Genomic DNA, 23,007 nt, shown 5'->3' with positions numbered 1-23,007 from the left:
GTAACGCGGGATTTGAAGATGGCTGAACCACGTTTCGTACACCTGCGGGTGCATAGCGACTACTCCATGATCGATGGGCTGGCAAAGACCGGGCCGCTGGTAAAAAAGGCGGCCTCGCTTGGCATGCCTGCGCTGGCGATCACCGATTTTACCAACCTGTGTGGCCTGGTGAAGTTCTACGGAACGGCGCATGGCGCAGGATTAAAGCCCATCGTCGGCGCGGATTTTCATGTGCAGAGCGACCTGCTCGGCGATGAGATGACGCAAATTTCCGTGTTAGCCATGAATAACACGGGCTATCAGAACCTCACTCTGCTGATCTCAAAAGCCTACCAGCGCGGCTACGGCGCACTGGGTCCATGGATTGACCGCGACTGGCTGGCGGAGCTGAACGAAGGTCTGCTGCTGATCTCCGGTGGCCGCATGGGGGATGTCGGCAAATGTCTGCTGCGCGGTAACAACGCGCTGGTGGATCAGTGCGTCTCGTTCTACGAAGAGTATTTCCCGGATCGCTATTACCTGGAGCTGATCCGTACCGGGCGTGCGGATGAAGAGAGCTATCTGCATGCGGCCGTCGCCCTGGCGGAAGCGCGTTGCCTGCCTGTGGTGGCCACCAACGATGTGCGCTTCCTTGAGGCGGGCGATTTTGACGCACATGAAATTCGCGTCGCTATCCACGACGGTTTCACCCTCGACGATCCGAAACGTCCGCGCAACTACTCATCGCAGCAGTACATGCGCAGCGAAGAGGAGATGTGTGAGCTCTTCTCGGACATCCCGGAAGCGCTGGAAAACAGCGTAGAGATTGCCAAGCGCTGTAACGTCACCGTGCGTCTCGGCGAATACTTCCTGCCGCAGTTCCCGACGGGCGATATGACCACCGAAGATTTCCTGGTCATGAAATCGAAAGAGGGTCTGGAAGAGCGTCTGGAATTCCTCTTCCCGGATGAAGCGGTCCGTAAAGAGAAACGTCCTGAATATGATGAGCGCCTGGATATTGAACTCCAGGTGATCAACCAGATGGGGTTCCCTGGCTACTTCCTGATCGTGATGGAGTTCATCCAGTGGTCGAAGGATAACGGCGTGCCGGTAGGCCCGGGCCGTGGTTCCGGTGCCGGCTCGCTGGTGGCGTATGCCCTGAAAATCACTGACCTCGATCCGCTGGAATTCGACCTGCTGTTCGAACGTTTCCTCAACCCGGAACGTGTCTCCATGCCCGACTTTGACGTCGACTTCTGCATGGAAAAACGCGACCAGGTGATTGAGCACGTGGCCGATATGTACGGTCGTGATGCGGTTTCGCAGATCATTACCTTCGGTACGATGGCGGCGAAAGCGGTTATCCGCGACGTGGGCCGCGTTCTGGGCCACCCGTACGGTTTTGTCGATCGAATCTCTAAGCTGGTGCCGCCCGATCCGGGCATGACCCTGGCGAAAGCCTTTGAAGCTGAACCTCAGCTGCCGGAAATCTACGAAGCCGACGAAGAGGTCAAAGCGCTGATCGACATGGCGCGCAAGCTGGAAGGCGTCACGCGTAACGCCGGTAAGCATGCGGGGGGCGTGGTTATCGCCCCGACCAAAATCACTGATTTTGCGCCGCTGTACTGCGATGAAGCGGGCCAGCATCCGGTCACCCAGTTTGACAAGAACGACGTGGAATACGCCGGGCTGGTGAAGTTTGACTTCCTCGGCCTGCGTACGCTGACCATCATCAACTGGGCGCTGGAGATGATCAACGCCCGTCGCGAGAAGAACGGCGAACCGCCGCTGGATATCGCGGCTATCCCGCTTGATGACAAGAAAAGTTTCGACATGCTGCAACGCTCGGAGACGACAGCCGTCTTCCAGCTTGAATCCCGCGGCATGAAAGATTTGATTAAGCGTCTGCAACCAGACTGCTTCGAAGATATGATCGCGCTGGTGGCCCTGTTCCGTCCGGGGCCGTTGCAGTCGGGGATGGTGGATAACTTTATCGACCGTAAGCACGGGCGCGAAGAGATTTCCTACCCGGACGTGCAGTGGCAGCATGAAAGCCTGAAACCGGTACTGGAGCCAACCTATGGCATCATCCTGTATCAGGAACAGGTCATGCAGATCGCCCAGGTACTTTCGGGTTACACCCTTGGCGGAGCAGACATGCTGCGTCGTGCGATGGGTAAGAAAAAGCCGGAAGAGATGGCCAAGCAGCGTTCCATCTTTGAAGATGGGGCGAAGAAAAACGGCATTGATGGCGAACTGGCGATGAAAATCTTCGACCTGGTGGAGAAATTCGCCGGGTACGGATTTAACAAATCTCACTCTGCCGCCTATGCTTTGGTTTCGTATCAGACGCTGTGGCTGAAGGCTCACTATCCCGCTGAGTTTATGGCGGCGGTAATGACCGCCGATATGGACAACACCGAGAAGGTGGTTGGCCTGGTGGACGAGTGCTGGCGCATGGGGCTGAAGATCCTGCCGCCGGATATTAACTCGGGCCTGTACCATTTCCACGTTAACGATGACGGGGAAATCGTCTATGGGATCGGCGCGATCAAGGGCGTGGGTGAGGGGCCGATCGAGGCGATCATTGAAGCGCGTAACAACGGCGGCTATTTCCGCGAGCTGTTCGATCTGTGCGCCCGCACCGATACCAAAAAACTGAACCGCCGCGTGCTGGAAAAACTGATCATGTCCGGCGCGTTTGACCGGCTGGGGCCACACCGCGCCGCGCTGATGAACTCGCTCGGCGATGCGCTGAAAGCGGCCGATCAGCACGCGAAAGCGGAAGCCATTGGCCAGGCGGATATGTTCGGCGTGCTGGCGGAAGAGCCAGAGCAGATTGAGCAGTCTTATTCCAACTGCCAGCCCTGGCCAGAACAGGTGGTGCTGGATGGGGAGCGTGAGACGTTAGGCCTGTACCTGACGGGGCACCCGATCAACCAGTATCTGAAAGAAATTGAGCGCTATGTCGGCGGCCACAGGCTTAAAGACATGCATCCGACAGAACGTGGTAAAATCACCACGGCTGCGGGGCTCGTGATTGCTGCAAGGGTAATGGTCACCAAGCGTGGCAATCGTATCGGCATCTGTACCCTGGATGACCGTTCCGGGCGTCTGGAGGTGATGTTGTTCACCGACGCGCTGGATAAATACCAGCAATTGCTGGAAAAAGACCGCATACTTATCGTCAGCGGACAGGTCAGCTTTGATGACTTCAGCGGGGGGCTTAAAATGACCGCCCGCGAAGTGATGGACATTGACGAAGCCCGGGAAAAATATGCTCGCGGGCTTGCTATCTCGCTGACGGACAGGCAAATTGATGACCAGCTTTTAAACCGACTCCGTCAGTCTCTGGAACCCCATCGCTCGGGGACCATTCCAGTACATCTCTACTATCAGAGGGCGGATGCACGTGCGCGGTTGCGCTTTGGTGCAACGTGGCGTGTCTCTCCGAGCGATCGTTTACTGAACGATCTCCGTGGCCTCATTGGTTCGGAGCAGGTGGAACTGGAGTTTGACTAATACAGGAATACTATGAGTCTGAATTTCCTTGATTTCGAACAGCCGATTGCAGAGCTGGAAGCGAAAATCGATTCTCTGACAGCCGTGAGCCGTCAGGATGAAAAACTGGATATTAATATCGACGAAGAAGTGCATCGTCTACGCGAAAAAAGCGTAGAACTGACGCGCAAAATCTTTGCCGATCTCGGCGCATGGCAGATCGCCCAGCTGGCACGTCATCCACAGCGTCCGTACACCCTGGATTATGTCCGCCTGGCGTTTGACGAATTTGACGAACTGGCAGGCGACCGCGCATACGCTGACGATAAAGCTATCGTCGGCGGTATCGCGCGTCTGGATGGACGTCCGGTGATGATCATTGGTCATCAGAAAGGCCGTGAAACCAAAGAGAAAATCCGTCGTAACTTCGGTATGCCAGCACCAGAAGGCTACCGTAAGGCCCTGCGACTGATGGAGATGGCTGAGCGTTTCAATATGCCAATCATCACCTTCATCGACACGCCGGGGGCTTACCCGGGTGTTGGCGCAGAAGAGCGCGGTCAGTCTGAAGCCATCGCACGCAACCTGCGTGAGATGTCTCGCCTGAAAGTGCCGGTCATCTGTACCGTTATCGGTGAAGGTGGGTCCGGCGGCGCGCTGGCAATTGGCGTGGGCGATAAAGTGAATATGCTACAGTACAGTACCTATTCCGTTATCTCTCCGGAAGGCTGTGCCTCCATTCTGTGGAAAAGTGCCGATAAAGCGCCGCTGGCTGCCGAAGCGATGGGCATCATTGCCCCACGTCTGAAAGAGCTGAAGCTGATCGACACCGTTATCCCTGAACCGCTGGGCGGCGCGCACCGTAAGCCGGAAGTGATGGCTGCTTCCCTGAAAGCGCAGCTGCTGGCAGACCTGGCGGACCTGGACGTGCTGAGCAAAGAAGATCTGCTCAACCGTCGTTATCAACGTCTGATGACCTACGGTTACGCGTAAGCCTCACAATTATCCTAAAAGCCGCACATTGTTGCGGCTTTTTTTATACCTGCCGTTTACCTTAACTATGCTTATCTGATGTTTTTCAAGGAGGTAAACCATGAACATCATTGCCATCATGGGGCCACATGGCGTCTTTTATAAAGACGAACCCATCAAGGAGCTGGAGCAAGCCCTTAAAGCACGCGGATATCAGCTGATCTGGCCGCAAAACAGCGCCGACCTGCTGAAATTTATCGAACACAATCCGCGCATCTGTGGCGTGATATTCGACTGGGACGAATACGACATGGAGTTGTGCAGCGATATCAATAAGCTCAACGAATATCTTCCGCTGTACGCGTTTATCAACACTCACTCGACCATGGACGTGAGCGCTCACGATATGCGTATGGCGCTGTGGTTCTTCGAATACTCACTCGGCGTTGCCGAGGACATTGCGACCCGCATTCAGCAGTACACCGGTGAATACCTCGATAACATCACACCGCCGTTCACGCGCGCGCTGTTCACCTATGTGAATGAAGGGAAGTACACCTTCTGTACGCCAGGCCACATGGCGGGAACGGCCTATCAAAAAAGTCCGGTGGGATGCCTGTTCTACGATTTCTTCGGCGGTAACACGCTGAAGGCGGACGTGTCGATTTCGGTCACCGAGTTAGGCTCTCTGCTGGATCATACCGGCCCGCATCTGGAAGCTGAAGAGTACATCGCCCGGACCTTTGGCGCCGAGCAAAGCTACATGGTGACCAACGGTACCTCAACCTCGAACAAAATCGTCGGGATGTATGCCGCGCCTGCCGGCAGTACGCTGCTGATTGACCGCAACTGCCATAAATCACTGGCGCATTTGCTGATGATGAGCGACGTGGTGCCGCTCTGGCTGTCGCCTACGCGTAATGCGCTGGGTATTCTCGGCGGCATTCCTCGCCGTGAGTTCACGCATGAAGCCATTGAAAATAAGATCGCGGCGATCCCCGAGGCAGGCTGGCCTGTGCACGCGGTGATCACCAACTCCACCTATGACGGGCTGCTTTACAACACGAACTGGATCAAGCAGACGCTGGACGTGCCGTCGATCCACTTTGACTCCGCTTGGGTGCCTTACACCAATTTCCACCCGATTTACTCGGGTAAAAGTGGGATGAGTGGCGAACGGGTGCCTGGCAAGGTGTTCTTCGAAACGCAGTCGACGCACAAAATGCTGGCCGCGTTTTCCCAGGCGTCTCTTATTCACATCAAGGGCGAGTACGACGAGGACACCTTCAACGAAGCCTTTATGATGCACACGACCACGTCGCCGAGCTACCCGCTGGTGGCGTCCATCGAAACGGCGGCGGCGATGCTGCGCGGTAATCCGGGTAAACGCCTGATCAATCGTTCGGTGGAACGGGCGCTGCATTTCCGAAAAGAGGTTCAGCGGCTTAAAGATGAAGCGGATGGCTGGTTCTTTGATATCTGGCAGCCGGAAGAGATTGATGAGGCAGAATGCTGGCCCGTCGCGTCGGGGGAGAGCTGGCACGGTTTTCGGGATGCCGATGCGGACCACATGTTCCTCGATCCGGTTAAGGTGACGATCCTGACGCCGGGCATGGATGAACAGGGTGTGATGGGTGAGGAAGGGATCCCGGCTGCGCTGGTGGCGAAGTTCCTTGATGAGCGCGGCGTGGTGGTGGAGAAAACCGGCCCCTATAATTTGCTGTTCCTGTTCAGCATCGGGATCGATAAAACCCGCGCGATGGGTCTGCTGCGCGGACTGATGGAGTTTAAGCGCGCATACGATCTGAACCTGCGGGTGAAGAATATGCTGCCGGATCTCTACGCGGAAGATCCTGACTTCTACCGTAATATGCGTATTCAGGATCTGGCCCAGGGGATCCACAGGCTGATCCGCCAGCACGATCTGCCGCGTCTGATGTTGCAGGCATTTGATGTTCTGCCTGAAATGAAGCTGACGCCGCACAGGGCGTGGCAGCGCCAGGTGAAAGGGGAGGTTGAAACCGTTGAGCTGGAGAACCTGGTCGGGCGGGTATCGGCCAACATGATCCTGCCTTATCCGCCGGGCGTGCCGCTGCTGATGCCGGGTGAAATGATCACCGAGGAGAGCCGGGCGGTGCTCGATTTCCTGCTGATGCTCTGTTCGGTGGGGCGCCACTATCCGGGCTTTGAAACGGATATTCATGGCGCGAAACGCGATGATAACGGCGTGTACTGGGTGAGAGTCCTAAAATAAAAGGGTCTGCTTGCCAGGAGCGGGTTGTCGGTTGTAACGTTCAGGGCATCATAAAAAGGAGAAACTATGCTGGGTTTAAAAGCGGTTCATCATATTGCGATCATTGCCACCGATTATGCGAAAAGTAAGGCATTCTACTGCGACGTTCTCGGCTTTACGCTGTTAAGCGAGGCCTACCGTGAGGAGCGCGACTCCTGGAAAGGCGATCTGGCGTTAAACGGTCAATATGTGATTGAACTGTTCTCTTTTCCTTTCCCGCCAGCGCGTCCTTCACGCCCGGAAGCCTGCGGCCTGCGCCACCTCGCCTTCAGCGTCGATGACCTGGACAGCGCGGTAAAACATCTGGAAGCCCACGGCGTGGCCTGTGAAGCGATTCGTGTCGATCCCTTTACCGATAAACGTTTCACTTTTTTCAACGATCCGGACGGGCTGCCGCTGGAGCTTTACCAGCAGTAATCGCCGTCATGTGTGATAATGCCCGTTCAGTTCGGGCATTTTTTATGTGTAATTTCCTATGACCTTACCCGCAATCGCGCACGCCGTTTCACCCTACCGCCAGCTGCTGGTGGGGTTCAGCGGTGGCCTGGATTCCACCGTTTTGCTGCACCGCCTTAAGCTCTGGCGCGACCGTGAGCCTGACGTCCAGCTGCGGGCGATGCATATCCATCACGGCTTAAGCCCCCATGCCGACGACTGGGTGGCGCACTGCGAAGCGGTGTGTTCAGGGTGGGCGATCCCGCTGATCGTTGAACGCGTCACGCTTGAGGATGAGGGGCTGGGTATTGAGGCGCAGGCGCGGAAAGCCCGCTACGCCGCGTTTTCTGGCGCATTACAGCCTGGAGAAGCGTTGGTCACCGCGCAGCATCTGGACGACCAGTGCGAGACGTTTTTACTGGCGCTCAAGCGGGGCAGCGGGCCTGCGGGTTTATCCGCCATGCCTGAGCGCGCTGATTTTGCTGAAACAGAGCTCATCCGCCCGCTGCTGGGTGAGACGCGCGCATCACTGGAAGCCTGGGCGCAGCAGCATCATCTGCGCTGGATTGAAGACGAGAGCAATCAGGACGACAGTTACGACCGTAACTTCCTGCGCCTGCGCGTCTTACCGCTGCTGAGCGAGCGCTGGGCGCATTTTTCCGAAGCGGTGGCCAGAAGCGCCATGCTTTGTGCTGAACAGGAAAGCTTGCTGGATGAATTGCTGAGCGAGGAGCTGGATACGCTGATTACCGTTGACGGTGCCCTGAACATTGCGCCGTTGAAGGTGATGAGCCCCGTGCGTCGGGCTGCTCTGATTCGCCGCTGGCTGGCTTCCCAGCGTGCGGTTATGCCGTCCCGGGCGATGCTCAACCGTATCTGGGAGGAAGTTGTACAGGCGAGGGAAGATGCCGCCCCGTGTATACACCTGAATGGTTATGACGTCAGGCGTTATAAAGGGCAACTCTGGTGGGTGAAATCTGTGCCGTCGCTGGCTGACGTTGTGCTCGACTGGCCGTCGCCGAAGAATGCATTAACGCTACCGTTGAATGCCGGTGTCGTTGCGTTAAGCCATTCAGGCAATGTGCGTCTACCTGAGCCGGACGAGAACGTCACCATACGCTTCAGGGCCAGCGGCATGCTGCATATCGTCGGGCGTAACGGCGGGCGTAAGTTGAAGAAAATCTGGCAGGAACAGAACGTTCCGCCCTGGCGACGTGATACCACGCCGCTTCTGTTTTACGGCGACACGCTCATCGCGGCGGCAGGGGTGTTCATCACTGAAGAGGGGTGGGCTGAAGCCGGAGTTAATTTTGAATGGAAAGCGTAACGGGCAGCCTGGCTGCCCGTTGGTTATCAGGATTCGCTCACCACGACGGTGCCGATTTCCGGATGGCTGAAACTGGCAATTTTGTCGAGGCGTAGCTCACGCGTTGCACCTGCATCTTCCACAACCAGGTATTCCACATTTTTACGGGAAACCAGATCGCTGGCCTTTGCCTTTAGCACTTCGCCATCTTTTAGCTCCAGCGTCAGTATTAAATGATGCTGGCAGGCGAGTTCGAGGTTGTCATAGTCATCACAATTGATGGGTTGATAGGTATCATTCATCGACATAATCGCTCACCAGTAAATTCGCCGCAGCATACGCTGCTTTTTCCCTGACCGATTCAGAAAGGCTCTCATCAGAGGCCACTTCATTTAGCACGTTCAATACACAGCCCAACGCATCCGGAATGTACCCCAGATCTCCGCTGGCGATCTCCGCATACCGTCTGCGAATCAACTCACAATAATTATTCACATCACCTCCTGCCAGCGTACTGACTTACTGTGAGATATCATTAAGCCTACGAAGTTAAACTCGGTTTAGCAAGGTGACTATACCATACTCATTTAAGCAATATCAGCGCCTTGATAAGAGGGAGCCACCACCTCGTAACAGCCTTTTGCCGCGGTTTTCGCTACAATGTACGCCTGATTCGAAAGGAGTTCTCTCATGGCGCTGAAAGCGACAATTTATAAAGCTGTGGTCAATGTGGCGGATCTTGACCGTAACCAGTTTCTGGATGCGTCATTGACGCTGGCGCGTCACCCTTCTGAAACCCAGGAGCGGATGATGCTGCGCCTGCTGGCGTGGATTAAGTATGCCGACGAGCGTCTGCAATTTACCCGTGGTTTAAGCGCGGAAGATGAACCGGAAGCCTGGCTGCGCAACGATCATCTGGGTATCGATTTATGGATTGAGCTTGGCCTGCCGGATGAACGCCGGATCAAAAAGGCCTGCACCCAGTCAGCTGAAGTGGCGTTGTTTGCCTATAACCAGCGCGCGGCGGAGATCTGGTGGCAACAAAATAAAAATAAATGTGCGCAGTTCAAAAATCTTACCGTCTGGTATCTGGATGATGAACAGCTGGCGCAGCTGAGTGCGTTCGCCAGCCGGACGATGGCGCTACAGGCGACGATTCAGGACGGCGCCATCTGGCTTTCCGATTCTCAGAATAATCTGGAAATTCATCTCACGGCCTGGCAGCCCGCATCATGATTGTATTGTCCCGAAACGTCAGCATCCCTGATAACGAGCTGGAGATCACCGCCATCCGGGCCCAGGGAGCAGGGGGACAGCACGTTAACAAGGCCTCAACGGCTATCCATTTGCGCTTTGACATTCGGGCCTCCAGCCTGCCAGAGTATTATAAAGAAAGTCTGCTTGCCGCCAGCCATCACCTGATCACCAGCGAGGGTGTGATGGTGATTAAAGCGCAGGAGTATCGCAGCCAGGAGCTTAACCGGGAAGCGGCAATAGCCCGGCTGGTCGCGGTCATCAAAGAGCTGACGGCTGTGCAAAAAAGTCGCCGGGCAACACGTCCAACGCGGGCATCGAAAGAACGTCGGTTGTCATCGAAGGCGCAGAAATCCACCGTAAAATCACTGCGTGGCAAAGTCCGTCACCCGTAATGTGACGAAAGGGACACCCTTTTTCATAAGGAAAGAATTGTGAAAAAAGCATTATTATCAGCGCTGGCCGTGACAAGCCTGTTTGCGCTTTTTGGCTGTAACAACCGTTCGGAAACCCAGGTACTACAGCCCACACAAAATGAAGAATTAAAGCCGATGCAGCAGAGCTGGCGCGGCGTATTACCGTGTGCAGATTGCGAGGGCATCGAAACCTCTCTGTTCCTGCAAAAAGATGGCACCTGGGTCATGAACCAGCGTTACCAGGGGGCGAAAGAACCGTCTTCTTTTGCATCTTATGGAACATGGGCGCGTACGGCTGAGAAGCTGGTATTGACGGATACCACGGGCGATAAAACTTATTTCCGCGCCAAAGGCGAGGGGATGGAGATGCTCGATCGCGAAGGCAATCCGATTGAATCCCAGTTCAACTACACGTTGGCCCCGGTGAAAGCGACCCTGCCAGCCACCCCAATGGCAATGCGAGGGATGTATTTCTACATGGCGGATGCGGCGATCTTCACTGACTGTGCAACCGGGAAGAAAGTCAGCGTGGCGAACAATGCCCAGCTGGAGCGAGACTATGCCGTCGCGCGCGGCAACGACAGTAAGCCCGTGTTGCTGACGGTTGAAGGGCATTTTACGCTGGAGCCAAACCCGGATAGCGGTGAGCTGGTGAAAACGCTGGTGGCAGATAAAGACGCGAAGTTTGCTGCGGGGAAAGACTGCGAAAGCAAATAAGATATAGCCATTAAAAAACCCCGCACTGGCGGGGTTTTTTGTTTTTTAACCTTTGATGGCTTTCACCAGGTAATCAAGAATATCGCCCGTCTTGATCATCTGTTTTTCGCCGTTGCGACGGTACTTGTATTCAATCTCGTCGCTGTCGAGGTTACGGTCGCCGATGACGATGGTGTGTGGAATACCGATCAGTTCCATGTCAGCAAACATCACGCCAGGACGCTCTTTACGATCATCCATCAGCACGTCGATACCTTTTGCGCTCAGCTCAGCGTAGAGTTTCTCAGCCAGCTCCTGCACGCGGTAAGACTTGTGCATGTTCATTGGCAGGATCGCTACCTGGAATGGCGCAATGTTATCCGGCCAGACGATTCCGCGTTCGTCATAGTTCTGCTCGATAGCGGCCGCAACAACGCGCGTTACGCCAATGCCGTAGCAGCCCATGGTCAGAACCTGGTTACGACCATCTTCGCCCTGAACGGCAGCGTTCATTGCGCGTGAGTACTTATCGCCCAGCTGGAAGATGTGGCCTACTTCGATACCACGTTTGATCATCAGGGTACCCTTGCCGTCCGGGCTTGGATCGCCTGCGACCACGTTACGGATGTCAGCCACTTCCGGCGTCGCCACGTCACGATCCCAGTTGATGCCGAAGTAGTGTTTACCGTCGATGTTTGCGCCCGCAGCGAAGTCGCTCATCGCCGCAACGGTGCGGTCAATGACCACCGGAACAGGCATGTTCACCGGGCCCAGAGAACCAGGACCTGCATTCACCACGGCGCGGATCTCCGCTTCCGTTGCGAAGGTCAGCGGGCTGGCAACCTGCGGCAGCTTCTCGGCTTTCACTTCGTTCAGCTCGTGATCGCCTCGTACCAGCAGGGCAACCAGTGGATAAGCGCTACCTTCAGCCGATTTCACCAGCAGGGTTTTCACGGTTTTTTCGATCGGCAGAGTAAACTGCTCAACCAGCTCGGCGATAGTTTTCGCGTTTGGCGTATCAACCAGCGTCATCTCTTGCGTTGCCGCGCCGCGTGGTTCTTTCGGTGCCAGCGCTTCTGCAAATTCGATGTTCGCGGCGTAATCAGAGGAGTCAGAGAAGATCACATCGTCTTCGCCGCTCTGCGCCAGAACCTGGAATTCATGGGAGGCGCTACCGCCGATTGAACCGGTATCAGCCTGTACAGCACGGAAATCCAGCCCCATGCGGGAGAAGATTTTGCTGTAGGCCGCGTACATTTTGTCGTAGGTCTCTTGCAGCGATTCCTGAGAAGTATGGAAAGAGTAAGCATCTTTCATCAGGAACTCGCGAGAACGCATGACGCCAAAGCGTGGACGCACTTCGTCACGGAACTTAGTCTGGATCTGGAAGAAGTTCAGCGGCAGCTGTTTGTAAGAGCTCAGCTCGTTACGGATCAGATCGGTGATCACTTCTTCATGCGTTGGGCCGAGAACGAATGGACGATCGCCACGATCGGCAATACGCAGCAGTTCAGGACCGTACTGCTCCCAGCGACCGCTCTCCTGCCACAGTTCAGAGGGCTGAACGACCGGCATTAACACCTCGATAGCACCGGCGTTGTTCATCTCTTCACGCACGATGTTTTCGACTTTTTTCAGGACGCGCACGCCGGTCGGCAGCCAGGTGTATAACCCGGAGGCCAGCTTGCGGATCATCCCGGCGCGCAGCATCAGCTGGTGGCTGATCACCTCGGCGTCGGCAGGTGTCTCCTTCAGAGTGGAGAGCAGATATTGGCTAGTACGCATGTTGTTACGGTTCCATTTCGACGATTGGAACAGGCTGAAACACCAGCCTGACACAAAAAAAGTGGTTTAGTTTACCAGTGTGGCAAAGATGCCAAAAGAGAGGAGAACAAAATTACCTGGGTTCCAGGGCAAACACTTCAAAACCCGCCGCAGTCACGCGCCAGCGCACGTTAAAGTCCAGCAGCCAGACGGCGTACGTTTTCCCGGATTCCTCTTCTTTGCGGTAGGCGGGACGGGGGTCCTGGGCCAGCACTTCAACGATAAAGTCACGCAGACGAGGATAACGCTTTTCCAGCTCGCTGATTTGCGTTGTAATTTCAGACGTGAAGTGAACCGGCATATCTGCCTGCGGTGCGTCCTGTGCATAGCTTGCCCGGGCATCCGGCAGCGCTTCGGCGAAGGGCAGGTAAGGCTTAATATCTATGACCGGCGTGCCATCAACCAGGTCAAGGCTACCTAACTCCAGGATCACCTGATCTTTCTGACAACGTATGCCTTTCAGCTCGACCAGCGACATCCCGATGGGGTTGGGACGAAAGGTTGAGCGGGTGGCAAAGACACCCATTCTGGCATTTCCGCCCAGACGAGGCGGACGCACGGTGGGACGCCAGCCGCCTTCCATGGTCTGGTGAAATACAAAGACCACCCATAAATGGCTGAACGCCTCAAGCCCGCGCACTGCATCGGCCTGATTATATGGCGCGACAAGATGAAGCTCGCCGCCGCCGTTAATGACCAGACCCGGCTGACGCGGCACGGCGAACTTTTCTTTATAAGGGGAGCGGATAACGCCTATCTGCTCGAACTGAAATGAACTCATTTCGCCGTAATGTTAAGCGCAGAACCGATACATACCGCCTGGCGATAGCAACCTGGTGTGCCGCTGGTGACTTCGCAGCTGTGCAGCAGCACCGCGTTGGCTTTCATTTTCGACGCGTTGATTTGCATACGCTTGCGGGCTGTCGGAATATTGGGTGGGGAGTCCTGATTCGTTGCCTGGCAGGATTCGCCGCTCACTTCGCCCAGTTCACGGAATGGCTTACCGACCAGCTCGTCGGCTTTGGTAATAATACGTACCGGCGCAGCGCGAGGCGCTTTCGGTTTTGCTGGCTCCGCTTTTGGCGGGGTTGCAGTGCTTTGAACAGGTTCAACAGGAGATCTGCTTAGCATAGAACAGCCGCTCAGCATCAGTGCTAAAAGACAGATCGGTAAAGCACGCATAATAATTCCTCAGTGGATAATCAAAACGTCAGATATTGAAGCAGTTGACCGCACAAATGACAAGACGGGCAAATGCCCGTCTTGATGATATTACACTGCCGGGAGATTACCAGCCTTTAACCGCGCCGCCGTTAAACACTTTATTGGCTTCCTGGTACACTTCTTCAGACTGATAGGCCTGTATGAATTTCTTCACATTTTCCGCGTCTTTGTTGTCTTCGCGAGTCACGATCAGGTTGACGTACGGGGAATCTTTGTCTTCAACGAAGATGCCATCTTTCGCTGGCGTCAGACCGATCTGGCTGGCGTAAGTGGTGTTGATCACGGCCAGGGCGATCTGCGCATCGTCCAGAGAACGTGGCAGCTGTGGTGCTTCCAGTTCAACAATTTTCAGATTTTTCGGGTTTTCGGTTACGTCCAGAACGGTCGGTAACAGGCCAACGCCTTCTTTCAGTTTAATCAGACCCACTTTCTGTAGCAGAAGCAGGGAACGGCCAAGGTTGGTTGGGTCGTTAGGGACGGCAACCTGTGAACCCGGCTGGAGTTCATCCAGAGATTTAATTTTCTTGGAGTAACCGGCAATCGGGTAAACGAAGGTGTTACCGACAGCAACCAGTTTGTAGCCGCGATCTTTGATCTGCTGATCCAGATACGGTTTATGCTGGAAGGCGTTAGCGTCAATGTCGCCTTTGCTCAGCGCTTCGTTCGGCAGAACGTAATCGTTGAAGGTCACCAGTTCAACGTCCAGGCCATATTTCTCTTTAGCGATTTTCTGCGCAGCCTCAGCAACCTGCTGTTCTGCACCGACGATAACGCCTACTTTGATGTGGTTTGGATCTTTTTCGTCCTGACCGCAACCCACCAGTGCCAGCGAGCCAATCAGTGCGCCTACTGCTGCAAAGGTCCTAAATTTAAACGCCATGTTATGTCCTTAACTCGTCGAGTTTGTGTTGTTTGTAACGTTATTTATGCGTAACAGCCCGGACGATACGATCGCCAGAGAATTGAATTAAGTAAACCAGCACAACCAGCAATACCAGAACGGTATTCATTACGGTAGCGTTATAGCCAATATAGCCGTACTGATATCCAATCTGGCCTAAACCGCCAGCACCTACGGCGCCGCCCATCGCGGAATAACCGACCAGGGTGATAAGCGTGATGGTTGCTGCATTCACCAGCCCAGGCAGCGCCTCAGGCAGCAGAACTTTTCGAACGATCTGCATTGGGGTTGCGCCCATCGCGCGGGAAGCTTCAATCAGGCCAGTTGGGATTTCCAGCAGGGCGTTTTCCACCATACGGGCGATAAACGGTGCCGCGCCTACGGTCAGCGGGACAATAGCCGCCTGCAAACCAATCGACGTCCCGACGATCACGCGCGTAAACGGAATCATCCACACCAGCAGAATAATGAACGGAATAGACCGGAAAATGTTCACCAGCGCAGAGAGTGTGCGATACAGCTTCGCGTTTTCAATAATTTGACCCGGGCGCGTAACGTACAGCAGCACGCCGACCGGCAGCCCAATCACAAAACCAAAGAAGCCCGATACGAAGGTCATTGCCAGCGTTTCCCAAACGCCGCGAACCAGTAGCCACATCATCGGCTCAGACATAACCCAGTACCTCTACTTTTACGTGATGTTCTTGCAGCCAGGCAATTGCCGCCTGGGTTTCTTCCTGTGTGCCGTGCATTTCCGTCAGCATAATGCCGAACTTCACGCCACCGGCGTAGTCCATCTGCGCGCTAATAATGTTGTTATTCACGTTAAAGCGACGCGCGGTTTCGGACAGCAGCGGTGCGTCAACGGACTGGCCCGTGAACTCCATGCGCAGCATCGGGACGCTGTCAGGCGTTGCGTCTGTTTTTAAACGTTCCAGATAATCTTCCGGAATATCCAGATGCAGTGTGGACTGAATAAACTGCTGAGCCAGCGGCGTTTTCGGGTGCGAGAAGACTTCACTCACCGTGTCCTGCTCAATCAGCTCACCGTTGCTGATAACTGCCACACAGTCGCAGATACGTTTCACTACATCCATTTCATGCGTAATAAGGAGGATAGTCAGGCCCAGACGACGGTTAATGTCTTTTAACAGTTCCAGAATAGAGCGCGTGGTAGCTGGATCTAATGCGCTGGTGGCTTCATCGCACAGCAGCACTTTTGGGTTGCTTGCCAGCGCACGAGCGATTGCTACACGCTGTTTTTGCCCACCGGACAGATTTGCCGGGTAGCTGTCATGTTTATCACCCAGTCCAACCAGATTCAGCAATTCGGTGACGCGACGCGTCACTTCTTCTTTTGGTGTGTTATCCAGTTCCAGCGGTAACGCAACGTTACCGAAAACGGTGCGTGAGGCCAGCAGGTTAAAGTGCTGGAAAATCATGCCAATCTGGCGACGCGCTTTGGTGAGCTCTTTTTCTGAGAGAGCGGTAAGCTCCTGGCCGCCAACTTCTACGCTGCCCTGGGTTGGGCGCTCAAGCAGGTTAACACAACGGATCAGCGTACTTTTACCCGCACCCGATGCGCCAATGACGCCATAAATCTGACCAGCAGGCACATGCAGGCTGACGTTGTTCAGCGCCTGAATGGTTCGGTTCCCCTGCTGGAACACTTTGGTGATATTGGAAAGTTTAATCATTAGATTATTTTTATCGTAAGTAAGTTAGCCGTGGCATTTTCTTCTGCCAGATACGGGGAATGACCGTAAACAAAATGGATGTTAAGGCATCCAGACGTCTAAATCAATCCACCTCTGTGCGATGAGCACTTTATTGCGCTGCGATTCATGAGATACTAGCTGAACAAGACTTTTTCAGGAGCAAACCGGTGGCAAAATCTGTACCCGCAATTTTTCTCGATCGTGACGGCACTATTAATGTGGATCACGGTTACGTCCATGAGATTGATGAGTTCGAATTTATCGAGGGCGTAATAGATGCCATGCGCCAGTTGAAAGAGATGGGCTATGCGCTGGTGGTGGTAACTAACCAGTCCGGTATCGCCCGGGGTAAATTCACCGAAGCGCAGTTCGAGACGCTAACGGAATGGATGGACTGGTCTCTGGCCGATCGCGGCGTCGATCTTGATGGCATCTATTATTGTCCGCATCACCCGCAGGGAAGTGTAGAGGCGTATCGTCAGACCTGTGATTGCCGTAAGCCACACCCGGGCATGTTTATCTCTGCACAGGAATTCCTGCACATTGATATGGCCGCATCTTATATGGTGGGCGATAAACTGGAAGATATGCAGGCAGCAGCGGCGGCAGGTGTAGGTACCAAAGTATTAGTGCGTACCGGTAAACCGGTCACCCCAGAAGCAGAAAATGCAGCCGACTGGGTGATAACTAGTCTGGCAGAACTGCCAAAAGAGATTAAAAAGCACCAAAAATAGGCGTTTTGGCGAAAAGGTGAGCGGTTGAAATAAAAATGCATTTTTCCGCTTGTCATTCCTCGGCAGCTCCCTATAATGCGCCTCCATCGACACGGCGGATGTGAATCACTTCACAAACAACCCGGTCGGTTGAAGAGAAAAAATCCTGAAAATCAGGGTTGACTCTGAAAGAGGAAAGCGTAATATACGCCACCTCGCAACGGTGAGCGAAAGCCGCGTTGCACTGCTCTTTAACAATTTATCAGACAATCTGTGTGGGCACTCAAAGTGACATGGATTCTTAATGTCCTCGGACACTAAATGAATACCAAGTCTCAACGAGTGAACACGTAATTCATTACGAAGTTCAATTCATTGAGCATCAAACTTTTAAATTGAAGAGTTTGATCATGGCTCAGATTGAACGCTGGCGGCAGGCCTAACACATGCAAGTCGAACGGTAACAGGAAGCAGCTTGCTGCTTTGCTGACGAGTGGCGGACGGGTGAGTAATGTCTGGGAAACTGCCTGATGGAGGGGGATAACTACTGGAAACGGTAGCTAATACCGCATAACGTCGCAAGACCAAAGAGGGGGACCTTCGGGCCTCTTGCCATCGGATGTGCCCAGATGGGATTAGCTAGTAGGTGGGGTAACGGCTCACCTAGGCGACGATCCCTAGCTGGTCTGAGAGGATGACCAGCCACACTGGAACTGAGACACGGTCCAGACTCCTACGGGAGGCAGCAGTGGGGAATATTGCACAATGGGCGCAAGCCTGATGCAGCCATGCCGCGTGTATGAAGAAGGCCTTCGGGTTGTAAAGTACTTTCAGCGGGGAGGAAGGTGTTGAGGTTAATAACCTCAGCAATTGACGTTACCCGCAGAAGAAGCACCGGCTAACTCCGTGCCAGCAGCCGCGGTAATACGGAGGGTGCAAGCGTTAATCGGAATTACTGGGCGTAAAGCGCACGCAGGCGGTCTGTCAAGTCGGATGTGAAATCCCCGGGCTCAACCTGGGAACTGCATTCGAAACTGGCAGGCTAGAGTCTTGTAGAGGGGGGTAGAATTCCAGGTGTAGCGGTGAAATGCGTAGAGATCTGGAGGAATACCGGTGGCGAAGGCGGCCCCCTAGACAAAGACTGACGCTCAGGTGCGAAAGCGTGGGGAGCAAACAGGATTAGATACCCTGGTAGTCCACGCCGTAAACGATGTCGACTTGGAGGTTGTGCCCTTGAGGCGTGGCTTCCGGAGCTAACGCGTTAAGTCGACCGCCTGGGGAGTACGGCCGCAAGGTTAAAACTCAAATGAATTGACGGGGGCCCGCACAAGCGGTGGAGCATGTGGTTTAATTCGATGCAACGCGAAGAACCTTACCTACTCTTGACATCCAGAGAACTTTCCAGAGATGGATTGGTGCCTTCGGGAACTCTGAGACAGGTGCTGCATGGCTGTCGTCAGCTCGTGTTGTGAAATGTTGGGTTAAGTCCCGCAACGAGCGCAACCCTTATCCTTTGTTGCCAGCGGTCCGGCCGGGAACTCAAAGGAGACTGCCAGTGATAAACTGGAGGAAGGTGGGGATGACGTCAAGTCATCATGGCCCTTACGAGTAGGGCTACACACGTGCTACAATGGCGCATACAAAGAGAAGCGACCTCGCGAGAGCAAGCGGACCTCATAAAGTGCGTCGTAGTCCGGATTGGAGTCTGCAACTCGACTCCATGAAGTCGGAATCGCTAGTAATCGTGGATCAGAATGCCACGGTGAATACGTTCCCGGGCCTTGTACACACCGCCCGTCACACCATGGGAGTGGGTTGCAAAAGAAGTAGGTAGCTTAACCTTCGGGAGGGCGCTTACCACTTTGTGATTCATGACTGGGGTGAAGTCGTAACAAGGTAACCGTAGGGGAACCTGCGGTTGGATCACCTCCTTACCTTAAAGAACCTGCCTTTGTAGTGCTCACACAGATTGTCTGATGAAAAACAGCAGTAAAAAACCTCTACAGGCTTGTAGCTCAGGTGGTTAGAGCGCACCCCTGATAAGGGTGAGGTCGGTGGTTCAAGTCCACTCAGGCCTACCAAATTTTTGCTGATGCTGCGTTGCGGCGACACTCACATACATAAGTATGCTTCATGTCACCACGCCTTGCCTCAACAAAAATTACCGGTACAGAGGTGACTACGATGGGGCTATAGCTCAGCTGGGAGAGCGCCTGCCTTGCACGCAGGAGGTCTGCGGTTCGATCCCGCATAGCTCCACCATCTTTTACTGCGAACACAAGAAAACTTCAGAGTGAACCTGAAAAGGTGCACTGCGAAGTTTTGCTCTTTAAAAATCTGGATCAAGCTGAAAATTGAAACGACACACAGCTCATGTGTGTTCGAGTCTCTCAAATTTTCGCAATCAGAAGATGAAACATCTTCGGGTTGTGAGGTTAAGCGACTAAGCGTACACGGTGGATGCCCTGGCAGTCAGAGGCGATGAAGGACGTGCTAATCTGCGAAAAGCGCCGGCGAGGTGATATGAACCCTTGACCCGGCGATGTCCGAATGGGGAAACCCAGTGTGATTCGTCACACTATCGTTAACTGAATACATAGGTTAACGAGGCGAACCGGGGGAACTGAAACATCTAAGTACCCCGAGGAAAAGAAATCAACCGAGATTCCCCCAGTAGCGGCGAGCGAACGGGGAGCAGCCCGGAGTCTGAATCAGCTTGTGTGTTAGTGGAACGGTCTGGAAAGTCCGACGGTACAGGGTGATAGTCCCGTACACGAAAGCACACTTGCTGTGAACTCGAAGAGTAGGGCGGGACACGTGGTATCCTGTCTGAATATGGGGGGGACCATCCTCCAAGGCTAAATACTCCTGACTGACCGATAGTGAACCAGTACCGTGAGGGAAAGGCGAAAAGAACCCCGGCGAGGGGAGTGAAAAAGAACCTGAAACCGTGTACGTACAAGCAGTGGGAGCACCTTCGTGGTGTGACTGCGTACCTTTTGTATAATGGGTCAGCGACTTATATTCTGTAGCAAGGTTAACCGTATAGGGGAGCCGAAGGGAAACCGAGTCTTAACTGGGCGTTAAGTTGCAGGGTATAGACCCGAAACCCGGTGATCTAGCCATGGGCAGGTTGAAGGTTGGGTAACACTAACTGGAGGACCGAACCGACTAATGTTGAAAAATTAGCGGATGACCTGTGGCTGGGGGTGAAAGGCCAATCAAACCGGGAGATAGCTGGTTCTCCCCGAAAGCTATTTAGGTAGCGCCTCGTGAACTCATCTTCGGGGGTAGAGCACTGTTTCGGCTAGGGGGCCATCCCGGCTTACCAACCCGATGCAAACTACGAATACCGAAGAATGTTATCACGGGAGACACACGGCGGGTGCTAACGTCCGTCGTGAAGAGGGAAACAACCCAGACCGCCAGCTAAGGTCCCAAAGTCATGGTTAAGTGGGAAACGATGTGGGAAGGCACAGACAGCCAGGATGTTGGCTTAGAAGCAGCCATCATTTAAAGAAAGCGTAATAGCTCACTGGTCGAGTCGGCCTGCGCGGAAGATGTAACGGGGCTAAACCATGCACCGAAGCTGCGGCAGCGACACTATGTGTTGTTGGGTAGGGGAGCGTTCTGTAAGCCGTTGAAGGTGTGCTGTGAGGCATGCTGGAGGTATCAGAAGTGCGAATGCTGACATAAGTAACGATAAAGCGGGTGAAAAGCCCGCTCGCCGGAAGACCAAGGGTTCCTGTCCAACGTTAATCGGGGCAGGGTGAGTCGACCCCTAAGGCGAGGCCGAAAGGCGTAGTCGATGGGAAACAGGTTAATATTCCTGTACTTGGTGTTACTGCGAAGGGGGGACGGAGAAGGCTATGTCAGCCGGGCGACGGTTGTCCCGGTTTAAGCATGTAGGCGGAGGTTCCAGGTAAATCCGGTACCTTATTAACGCTGAGGTGTGATGACGAGGCACTACGGTGCTGAAGTGATAAATGCCCTGCTTCCAGGAAAAGCCTCTAAGCATCAGGTAACACGAAATCGTACCCCAAACCGACACAGGTGGTCAGGTAGAGAATACCAAGGCGCTTGAGAGAACTCGGGTGAAGGAACTAGGCAAAATGGTGCCGTAACTTCGGGAGAAGGCACGCTGATGTGTAGGTGAAGCCCCTGCGGGCGGAGCTGAAATCAGTCGAAGATACCAGCTGGCTGCAACTGTTTATTAAAAACACAGCACTGTGCAAACACGAAAGTGGACGTATACGGTGTGACGCCTGCCCGGTGCCGGAAGGTTAATTGATGGGGTTAGCTGTAAGGCGAAGCTCTTGATCGAAGCCCCGGTAAACGGCGGCCGTAACTATAACGGTCCTAAGGTAGCGAAATTCCTTGTCGGGTAAGTTCCGACCTGCACGAATGGCGTAATGATGGCCAGGCTGTCTCCACCCGAGACTCAGTGAAATTGAACTCGCTGTGAAGATGCAGTGTACCCGCGGCAAGACGGAAAGACCCCGTGAACCTTTACTATAGCTTGACACTGAACACTGGTCCTTGATGTGTAGGATAGGTGGGAGGCTTTGAAGCGTGGACGCCAGTCTGCGTGGAGCCGCCCTTGAAATACCACCCTTTAATGGCTGGTGTTCTAACGTAGACCCGTAATCCGGGTTGCGGACAGTGTCTGGTGGGTAGTTTGACTGGGGCGGTCTCCTCCCAAAGAGTAACGGAGGAGCACGAAGGTTGGCTAATCCTGGTCGGACATCAGGAGGTTAGTGCAATGGCATAAGCCAGCTTGACTGCGAGCGTGACGGCGCGAGCAGGTGCGAAAGCAGGTCATAGTGATCCGGTGGTTCTGAATGGAAGGGCCATCGCTCAACGGATAAAAGGTACTCCGGGGATAACAGGCTGATACCGCCCAAGAGTTCATATCGACGGCGGTGTTTGGCACCTCGATGTCGGCTCATCACATCCTGGGGCTGAAGTAGGTCCCAAGGGTATGGCTGTTCGCCATTTAAAGTGGTACGCGAGCTGGGTTTAGAACGTCGTGAGACAGTTCGGTCCCTATCTGCCGTGGGCGCTGGAGAATTGAGGGGGGCTGCTCCTAGTACGAGAGGACCGGAGTGGACGCATCACTGGTGTTCGGGTTGTCATGCCAATGGCACTGCCCGGTAGCTAAATGCGGAAGAGATAAGTGCTGAAAGCATCTAAGCACGAAACTTGCCCCGAGATGAGTTCTCCCTGAGACTTTAAGTCTCCTGAAGGAACGTTAAAGACTATGACGTTGATAGGTCGGGTGTGTAAGCGCAGCGATGCGTTGAGCTAACCGATACTAATGAACCGTGAGGCTTAACCTTACAACGCCGAAGGTGTTTTGGCGAAGAGACGAAATTTTCAGCCTGATACAGATAACAGAATTTGCCTGGCGGCTTTAGCGCGGTGGTCCCACCTGACCCCATGCCGAACTCAGAAGTGAAACGCCGTAGCGCCGATGGTAGTGTGGGGTCTCCCCATGTGAGAGTAGGGAACTGCCAGGCATAAAATTAAGTAGTAAGCCGGTGCATTAATCCGGTGGTTACAGAAGTATTCGGTGGAGCGGTAGTTCAGTCGGTTAGAATACCTGCCTGTCACGCAGGGGGTCGCGGGTTCGAGTCCCGTCCGTTCCGCCACTTATTGAAAGCCCTGAGCTAACGCTCAGGGCTTTTTTCTTATCTGTCGTTTGATTGTTGCGAAATTAGCAAAAATCCTCTGCGTTTTACGATCTTTTTCGTCATAACAACTACAGCGATAATT

Annotated in this window: 17 protein-coding genes, 3 tRNA genes and 3 rRNA genes; 15 read left to right on the top strand and 8 right to left on the bottom strand. The window is 54.1% G+C overall.

Annotated elements, in window-relative coordinates; translation table 11 throughout:
* The first annotated feature begins 18 nt into the window (after nt 1-18).
* From dnaE to tilS, 5 genes are all read left to right on the top strand, one after another.
* Nucleotides 19-3,501, top strand: a complete 3,483-nt coding sequence (gene dnaE / locus RHN82_RS05355) for a DNA polymerase III subunit alpha (protein ID WP_047051278.1) — start codon at nt 19-21, stop codon at nt 3,499-3,501.
* A 12-nt stretch (nt 3,502-3,513) separates the two neighbouring features.
* Nucleotides 3,514-4,473, top strand: a complete 960-nt coding sequence (accA, locus tag RHN82_RS05350) for an acetyl-CoA carboxylase carboxyl transferase subunit alpha (RefSeq protein ID WP_013095666.1) — start codon at nt 3,514-3,516, stop codon at nt 4,471-4,473.
* Between the two features lie 100 nt (nt 4,474-4,573).
* Nucleotides 4,574-6,706 (top strand): lysine decarboxylase LdcC, encoded by a 2,133-nt coding sequence (locus RHN82_RS05345; RefSeq protein WP_047051277.1) that lies wholly within the window; start codon nt 4,574-4,576, stop codon nt 6,704-6,706.
* Between the two features lie 66 nt (nt 6,707-6,772).
* A complete protein-coding gene (locus tag RHN82_RS05340; protein WP_003856151.1) occupies nt 6,773-7,162 on the top strand; it encodes a VOC family protein in 390 nt (129 codons plus the stop codon).
* 58 nt (nt 7,163-7,220) lie between these two features.
* Complete coding sequence (tilS, locus tag RHN82_RS05335; protein ID WP_047051276.1) at nt 7,221-8,507, top strand: tRNA lysidine(34) synthetase TilS; 1,287 nt, start codon at nt 7,221-7,223, stop codon at nt 8,505-8,507.
* 26 nt (nt 8,508-8,533) lie between these two features.
* On the opposite strand, the gene rof is transcribed toward tilS, so the two are convergent.
* Nucleotides 8,534-8,794, bottom strand: coding sequence for a Rho-binding antiterminator (gene rof / locus RHN82_RS05330; RefSeq protein WP_003856148.1), 261 nt, complete (start codon nt 8,792-8,794; stop codon nt 8,534-8,536).
* On the bottom strand, nt 8,781-8,981 hold the full coding sequence (locus RHN82_RS05325) for a YaeP family protein (RefSeq protein ID WP_003856146.1): 201 nt from the start codon (nt 8,979-8,981) through the stop codon (nt 8,781-8,783). Before RHN82_RS05325 ends, rof begins: the two co-directional genes overlap by 14 nt.
* A 195-nt stretch (nt 8,982-9,176) precedes the next feature.
* On the opposite strand from RHN82_RS05325, the gene RHN82_RS05320 reads away from it, so the two are divergent.
* From RHN82_RS05320 to nlpE, 3 genes are read left to right on the top strand one after another with little or no spacing between them, the layout of a single operon-like run.
* Nucleotides 9,177-9,722 carry a YaeQ family protein gene (locus RHN82_RS05320; RefSeq protein ID WP_003856144.1) on the top strand — a complete coding sequence of 182 codons (546 nt, stop codon included), beginning with the start codon at nt 9,177-9,179 and terminating at the stop codon, nt 9,720-9,722.
* Nucleotides 9,719-10,135, top strand: a complete 417-nt coding sequence (gene arfB / locus RHN82_RS05315) for an alternative ribosome rescue aminoacyl-tRNA hydrolase ArfB (RefSeq protein WP_006810027.1) — start codon at nt 9,719-9,721, stop codon at nt 10,133-10,135. Before RHN82_RS05320 ends, arfB begins: the two co-directional genes overlap by 4 nt.
* A 39-nt stretch (nt 10,136-10,174) precedes the next feature.
* Nucleotides 10,175-10,873 (top strand): envelope stress response activation lipoprotein NlpE, encoded by a 699-nt coding sequence (nlpE, locus tag RHN82_RS05310; protein WP_047051275.1) that lies wholly within the window; start codon nt 10,175-10,177, stop codon nt 10,871-10,873.
* A gap of 45 nt (nt 10,874-10,918) precedes the next feature.
* Here nlpE and proS read toward each other — a convergent pair whose 3' ends face one another.
* The 6 genes from proS to metN all read right to left on the bottom strand — a co-directional run bounded on the left by proS (nt 10,919) and on the right by metN (nt 16,498).
* Complete coding sequence (gene proS, locus RHN82_RS05305) at nt 10,919-12,637, bottom strand: proline--tRNA ligase (protein WP_003856138.1); 1,719 nt, start codon at nt 12,635-12,637, stop codon at nt 10,919-10,921.
* Between the two features lie 112 nt (nt 12,638-12,749).
* Complete coding sequence (gene tsaA, locus RHN82_RS05300) at nt 12,750-13,457, bottom strand: tRNA (N6-threonylcarbamoyladenosine(37)-N6)-methyltransferase TrmO (protein WP_047051274.1); 708 nt, start codon at nt 13,455-13,457, stop codon at nt 12,750-12,752.
* Nucleotides 13,454-13,858: an Rcs stress response system protein RcsF gene (rcsF, locus tag RHN82_RS05295; RefSeq protein ID WP_003856133.1), complete on the bottom strand. Its 405-nt coding sequence runs from the start codon at nt 13,856-13,858 to the stop codon at nt 13,454-13,456. Before rcsF ends, tsaA begins: the two co-directional genes overlap by 4 nt.
* Nucleotides 13,859-13,964: 106 nt before the next feature.
* Nucleotides 13,965-14,780 (bottom strand): methionine ABC transporter substrate-binding lipoprotein MetQ, encoded by an 816-nt coding sequence (gene metQ, locus RHN82_RS05290; RefSeq protein ID WP_047051273.1) that lies wholly within the window; start codon nt 14,778-14,780, stop codon nt 13,965-13,967.
* A gap of 40 nt (nt 14,781-14,820) precedes the next feature.
* The gene (locus RHN82_RS05285; protein WP_003856130.1) at nt 14,821-15,474 is read right to left on the bottom strand and encodes a methionine ABC transporter permease MetI; all 654 of its coding nucleotides are present in this window, start codon (nt 15,472-15,474) and stop codon (nt 14,821-14,823) included.
* The gene (gene metN, locus RHN82_RS05280; RefSeq protein ID WP_047051272.1) at nt 15,467-16,498 is read right to left on the bottom strand and encodes a methionine ABC transporter ATP-binding protein MetN; all 1,032 of its coding nucleotides are present in this window, start codon (nt 16,496-16,498) and stop codon (nt 15,467-15,469) included. The genes RHN82_RS05285 and metN overlap by 8 nt, the downstream gene beginning before the upstream one ends.
* A gap of 188 nt (nt 16,499-16,686) precedes the next feature.
* Here metN and gmhB point away from each other — a divergent pair, with 188 nt between their 5' ends.
* From gmhB to RHN82_RS05245, 7 genes are all read left to right on the top strand, one after another.
* Nucleotides 16,687-17,253, top strand: coding sequence for a D-glycero-beta-D-manno-heptose 1,7-bisphosphate 7-phosphatase (gene gmhB, locus RHN82_RS05275; protein ID WP_017383733.1), 567 nt, complete (start codon nt 16,687-16,689; stop codon nt 17,251-17,253).
* Nucleotides 17,254-17,624: 371 nt separating this feature from the next.
* Nucleotides 17,625-19,166: ribosomal RNA gene (locus RHN82_RS05270) — 16S ribosomal RNA — on the top strand.
* Nucleotides 19,167-19,236: 70 nt separating this feature from the next.
* A tRNA-Ile gene (locus RHN82_RS05265) sits at nt 19,237-19,313 on the top strand.
* Nucleotides 19,314-19,418: 105 nt separating this feature from the next.
* Nucleotides 19,419-19,494, top strand: a tRNA-Ala gene (locus tag RHN82_RS05260).
* 171 nt (nt 19,495-19,665) lie between these two features.
* Nucleotides 19,666-22,571: ribosomal RNA gene (locus RHN82_RS05255) — 23S ribosomal RNA — on the top strand.
* A gap of 64 nt (nt 22,572-22,635) precedes the next feature.
* Nucleotides 22,636-22,751, top strand: a 5S ribosomal RNA gene (rrf, locus tag RHN82_RS05250).
* Together the 16S, 23S and 5S rRNA genes with 3 tRNA genes alongside form the textbook arrangement of a ribosomal RNA operon.
* Before the next feature lie 55 nt (nt 22,752-22,806).
* Nucleotides 22,807-22,883: transfer RNA gene (locus tag RHN82_RS05245), tRNA-Asp, on the top strand.
* Nucleotides 22,884-23,007 lie beyond the last annotated feature (124 nt).

It is taken from the genome of Enterobacter cloacae complex sp. EB5 (assembly GCF_031432835.1).
Lineage (GTDB): Bacteria > Pseudomonadota > Gammaproteobacteria > Enterobacterales > Enterobacteriaceae > Enterobacter > Enterobacter hormaechei_C.
The sequence above is the reverse complement of the archived record's forward strand: the minus strand, read 5'-3'. Positions and strand labels throughout refer to the sequence as shown.

Coding starts and splice junctions, on each gene's coding strand:
- dnaE (WP_047051278.1), top strand. CDS start 19: ATGGCTGAACCACGTTTCGTACACCTGCGGGTGCATAGCGACTACTCC.
- accA (WP_013095666.1), top strand. CDS start 3,514: ATGAGTCTGAATTTCCTTGATTTCGAACAGCCGATTGCAGAGCTGGAA.
- RHN82_RS05345 (WP_047051277.1), top strand. CDS start 4,574: ATGAACATCATTGCCATCATGGGGCCACATGGCGTCTTTTATAAAGAC.
- RHN82_RS05340 (WP_003856151.1), top strand. CDS start 6,773: ATGCTGGGTTTAAAAGCGGTTCATCATATTGCGATCATTGCCACCGAT.
- tilS (WP_047051276.1), top strand. CDS start 7,221: ATGACCTTACCCGCAATCGCGCACGCCGTTTCACCCTACCGCCAGCTG.
- rof (WP_003856148.1), bottom strand. CDS start 8,794: ATGTCGATGAATGATACCTATCAACCCATCAATTGTGATGACTATGAC.
- RHN82_RS05320 (WP_003856144.1), top strand. CDS start 9,177: ATGGCGCTGAAAGCGACAATTTATAAAGCTGTGGTCAATGTGGCGGAT.
- arfB (WP_006810027.1), top strand. CDS start 9,719: ATGATTGTATTGTCCCGAAACGTCAGCATCCCTGATAACGAGCTGGAG.
- proS (WP_003856138.1), bottom strand. CDS start 12,637: ATGCGTACTAGCCAATATCTGCTCTCCACTCTGAAGGAGACACCTGCC.
- tsaA (WP_047051274.1), bottom strand. CDS start 13,457: ATGAGTTCATTTCAGTTCGAGCAGATAGGCGTTATCCGCTCCCCTTAT.
- rcsF (WP_003856133.1), bottom strand. CDS start 13,858: ATGCGTGCTTTACCGATCTGTCTTTTAGCACTGATGCTGAGCGGCTGT.
- metQ (WP_047051273.1), bottom strand. CDS start 14,780: ATGGCGTTTAAATTTAGGACCTTTGCAGCAGTAGGCGCACTGATTGGC.
- RHN82_RS05285 (WP_003856130.1), bottom strand. CDS start 15,474: ATGTCTGAGCCGATGATGTGGCTACTGGTTCGCGGCGTTTGGGAAACG.
- metN (WP_047051272.1), bottom strand. CDS start 16,498: ATGATTAAACTTTCCAATATCACCAAAGTGTTCCAGCAGGGGAACCGA.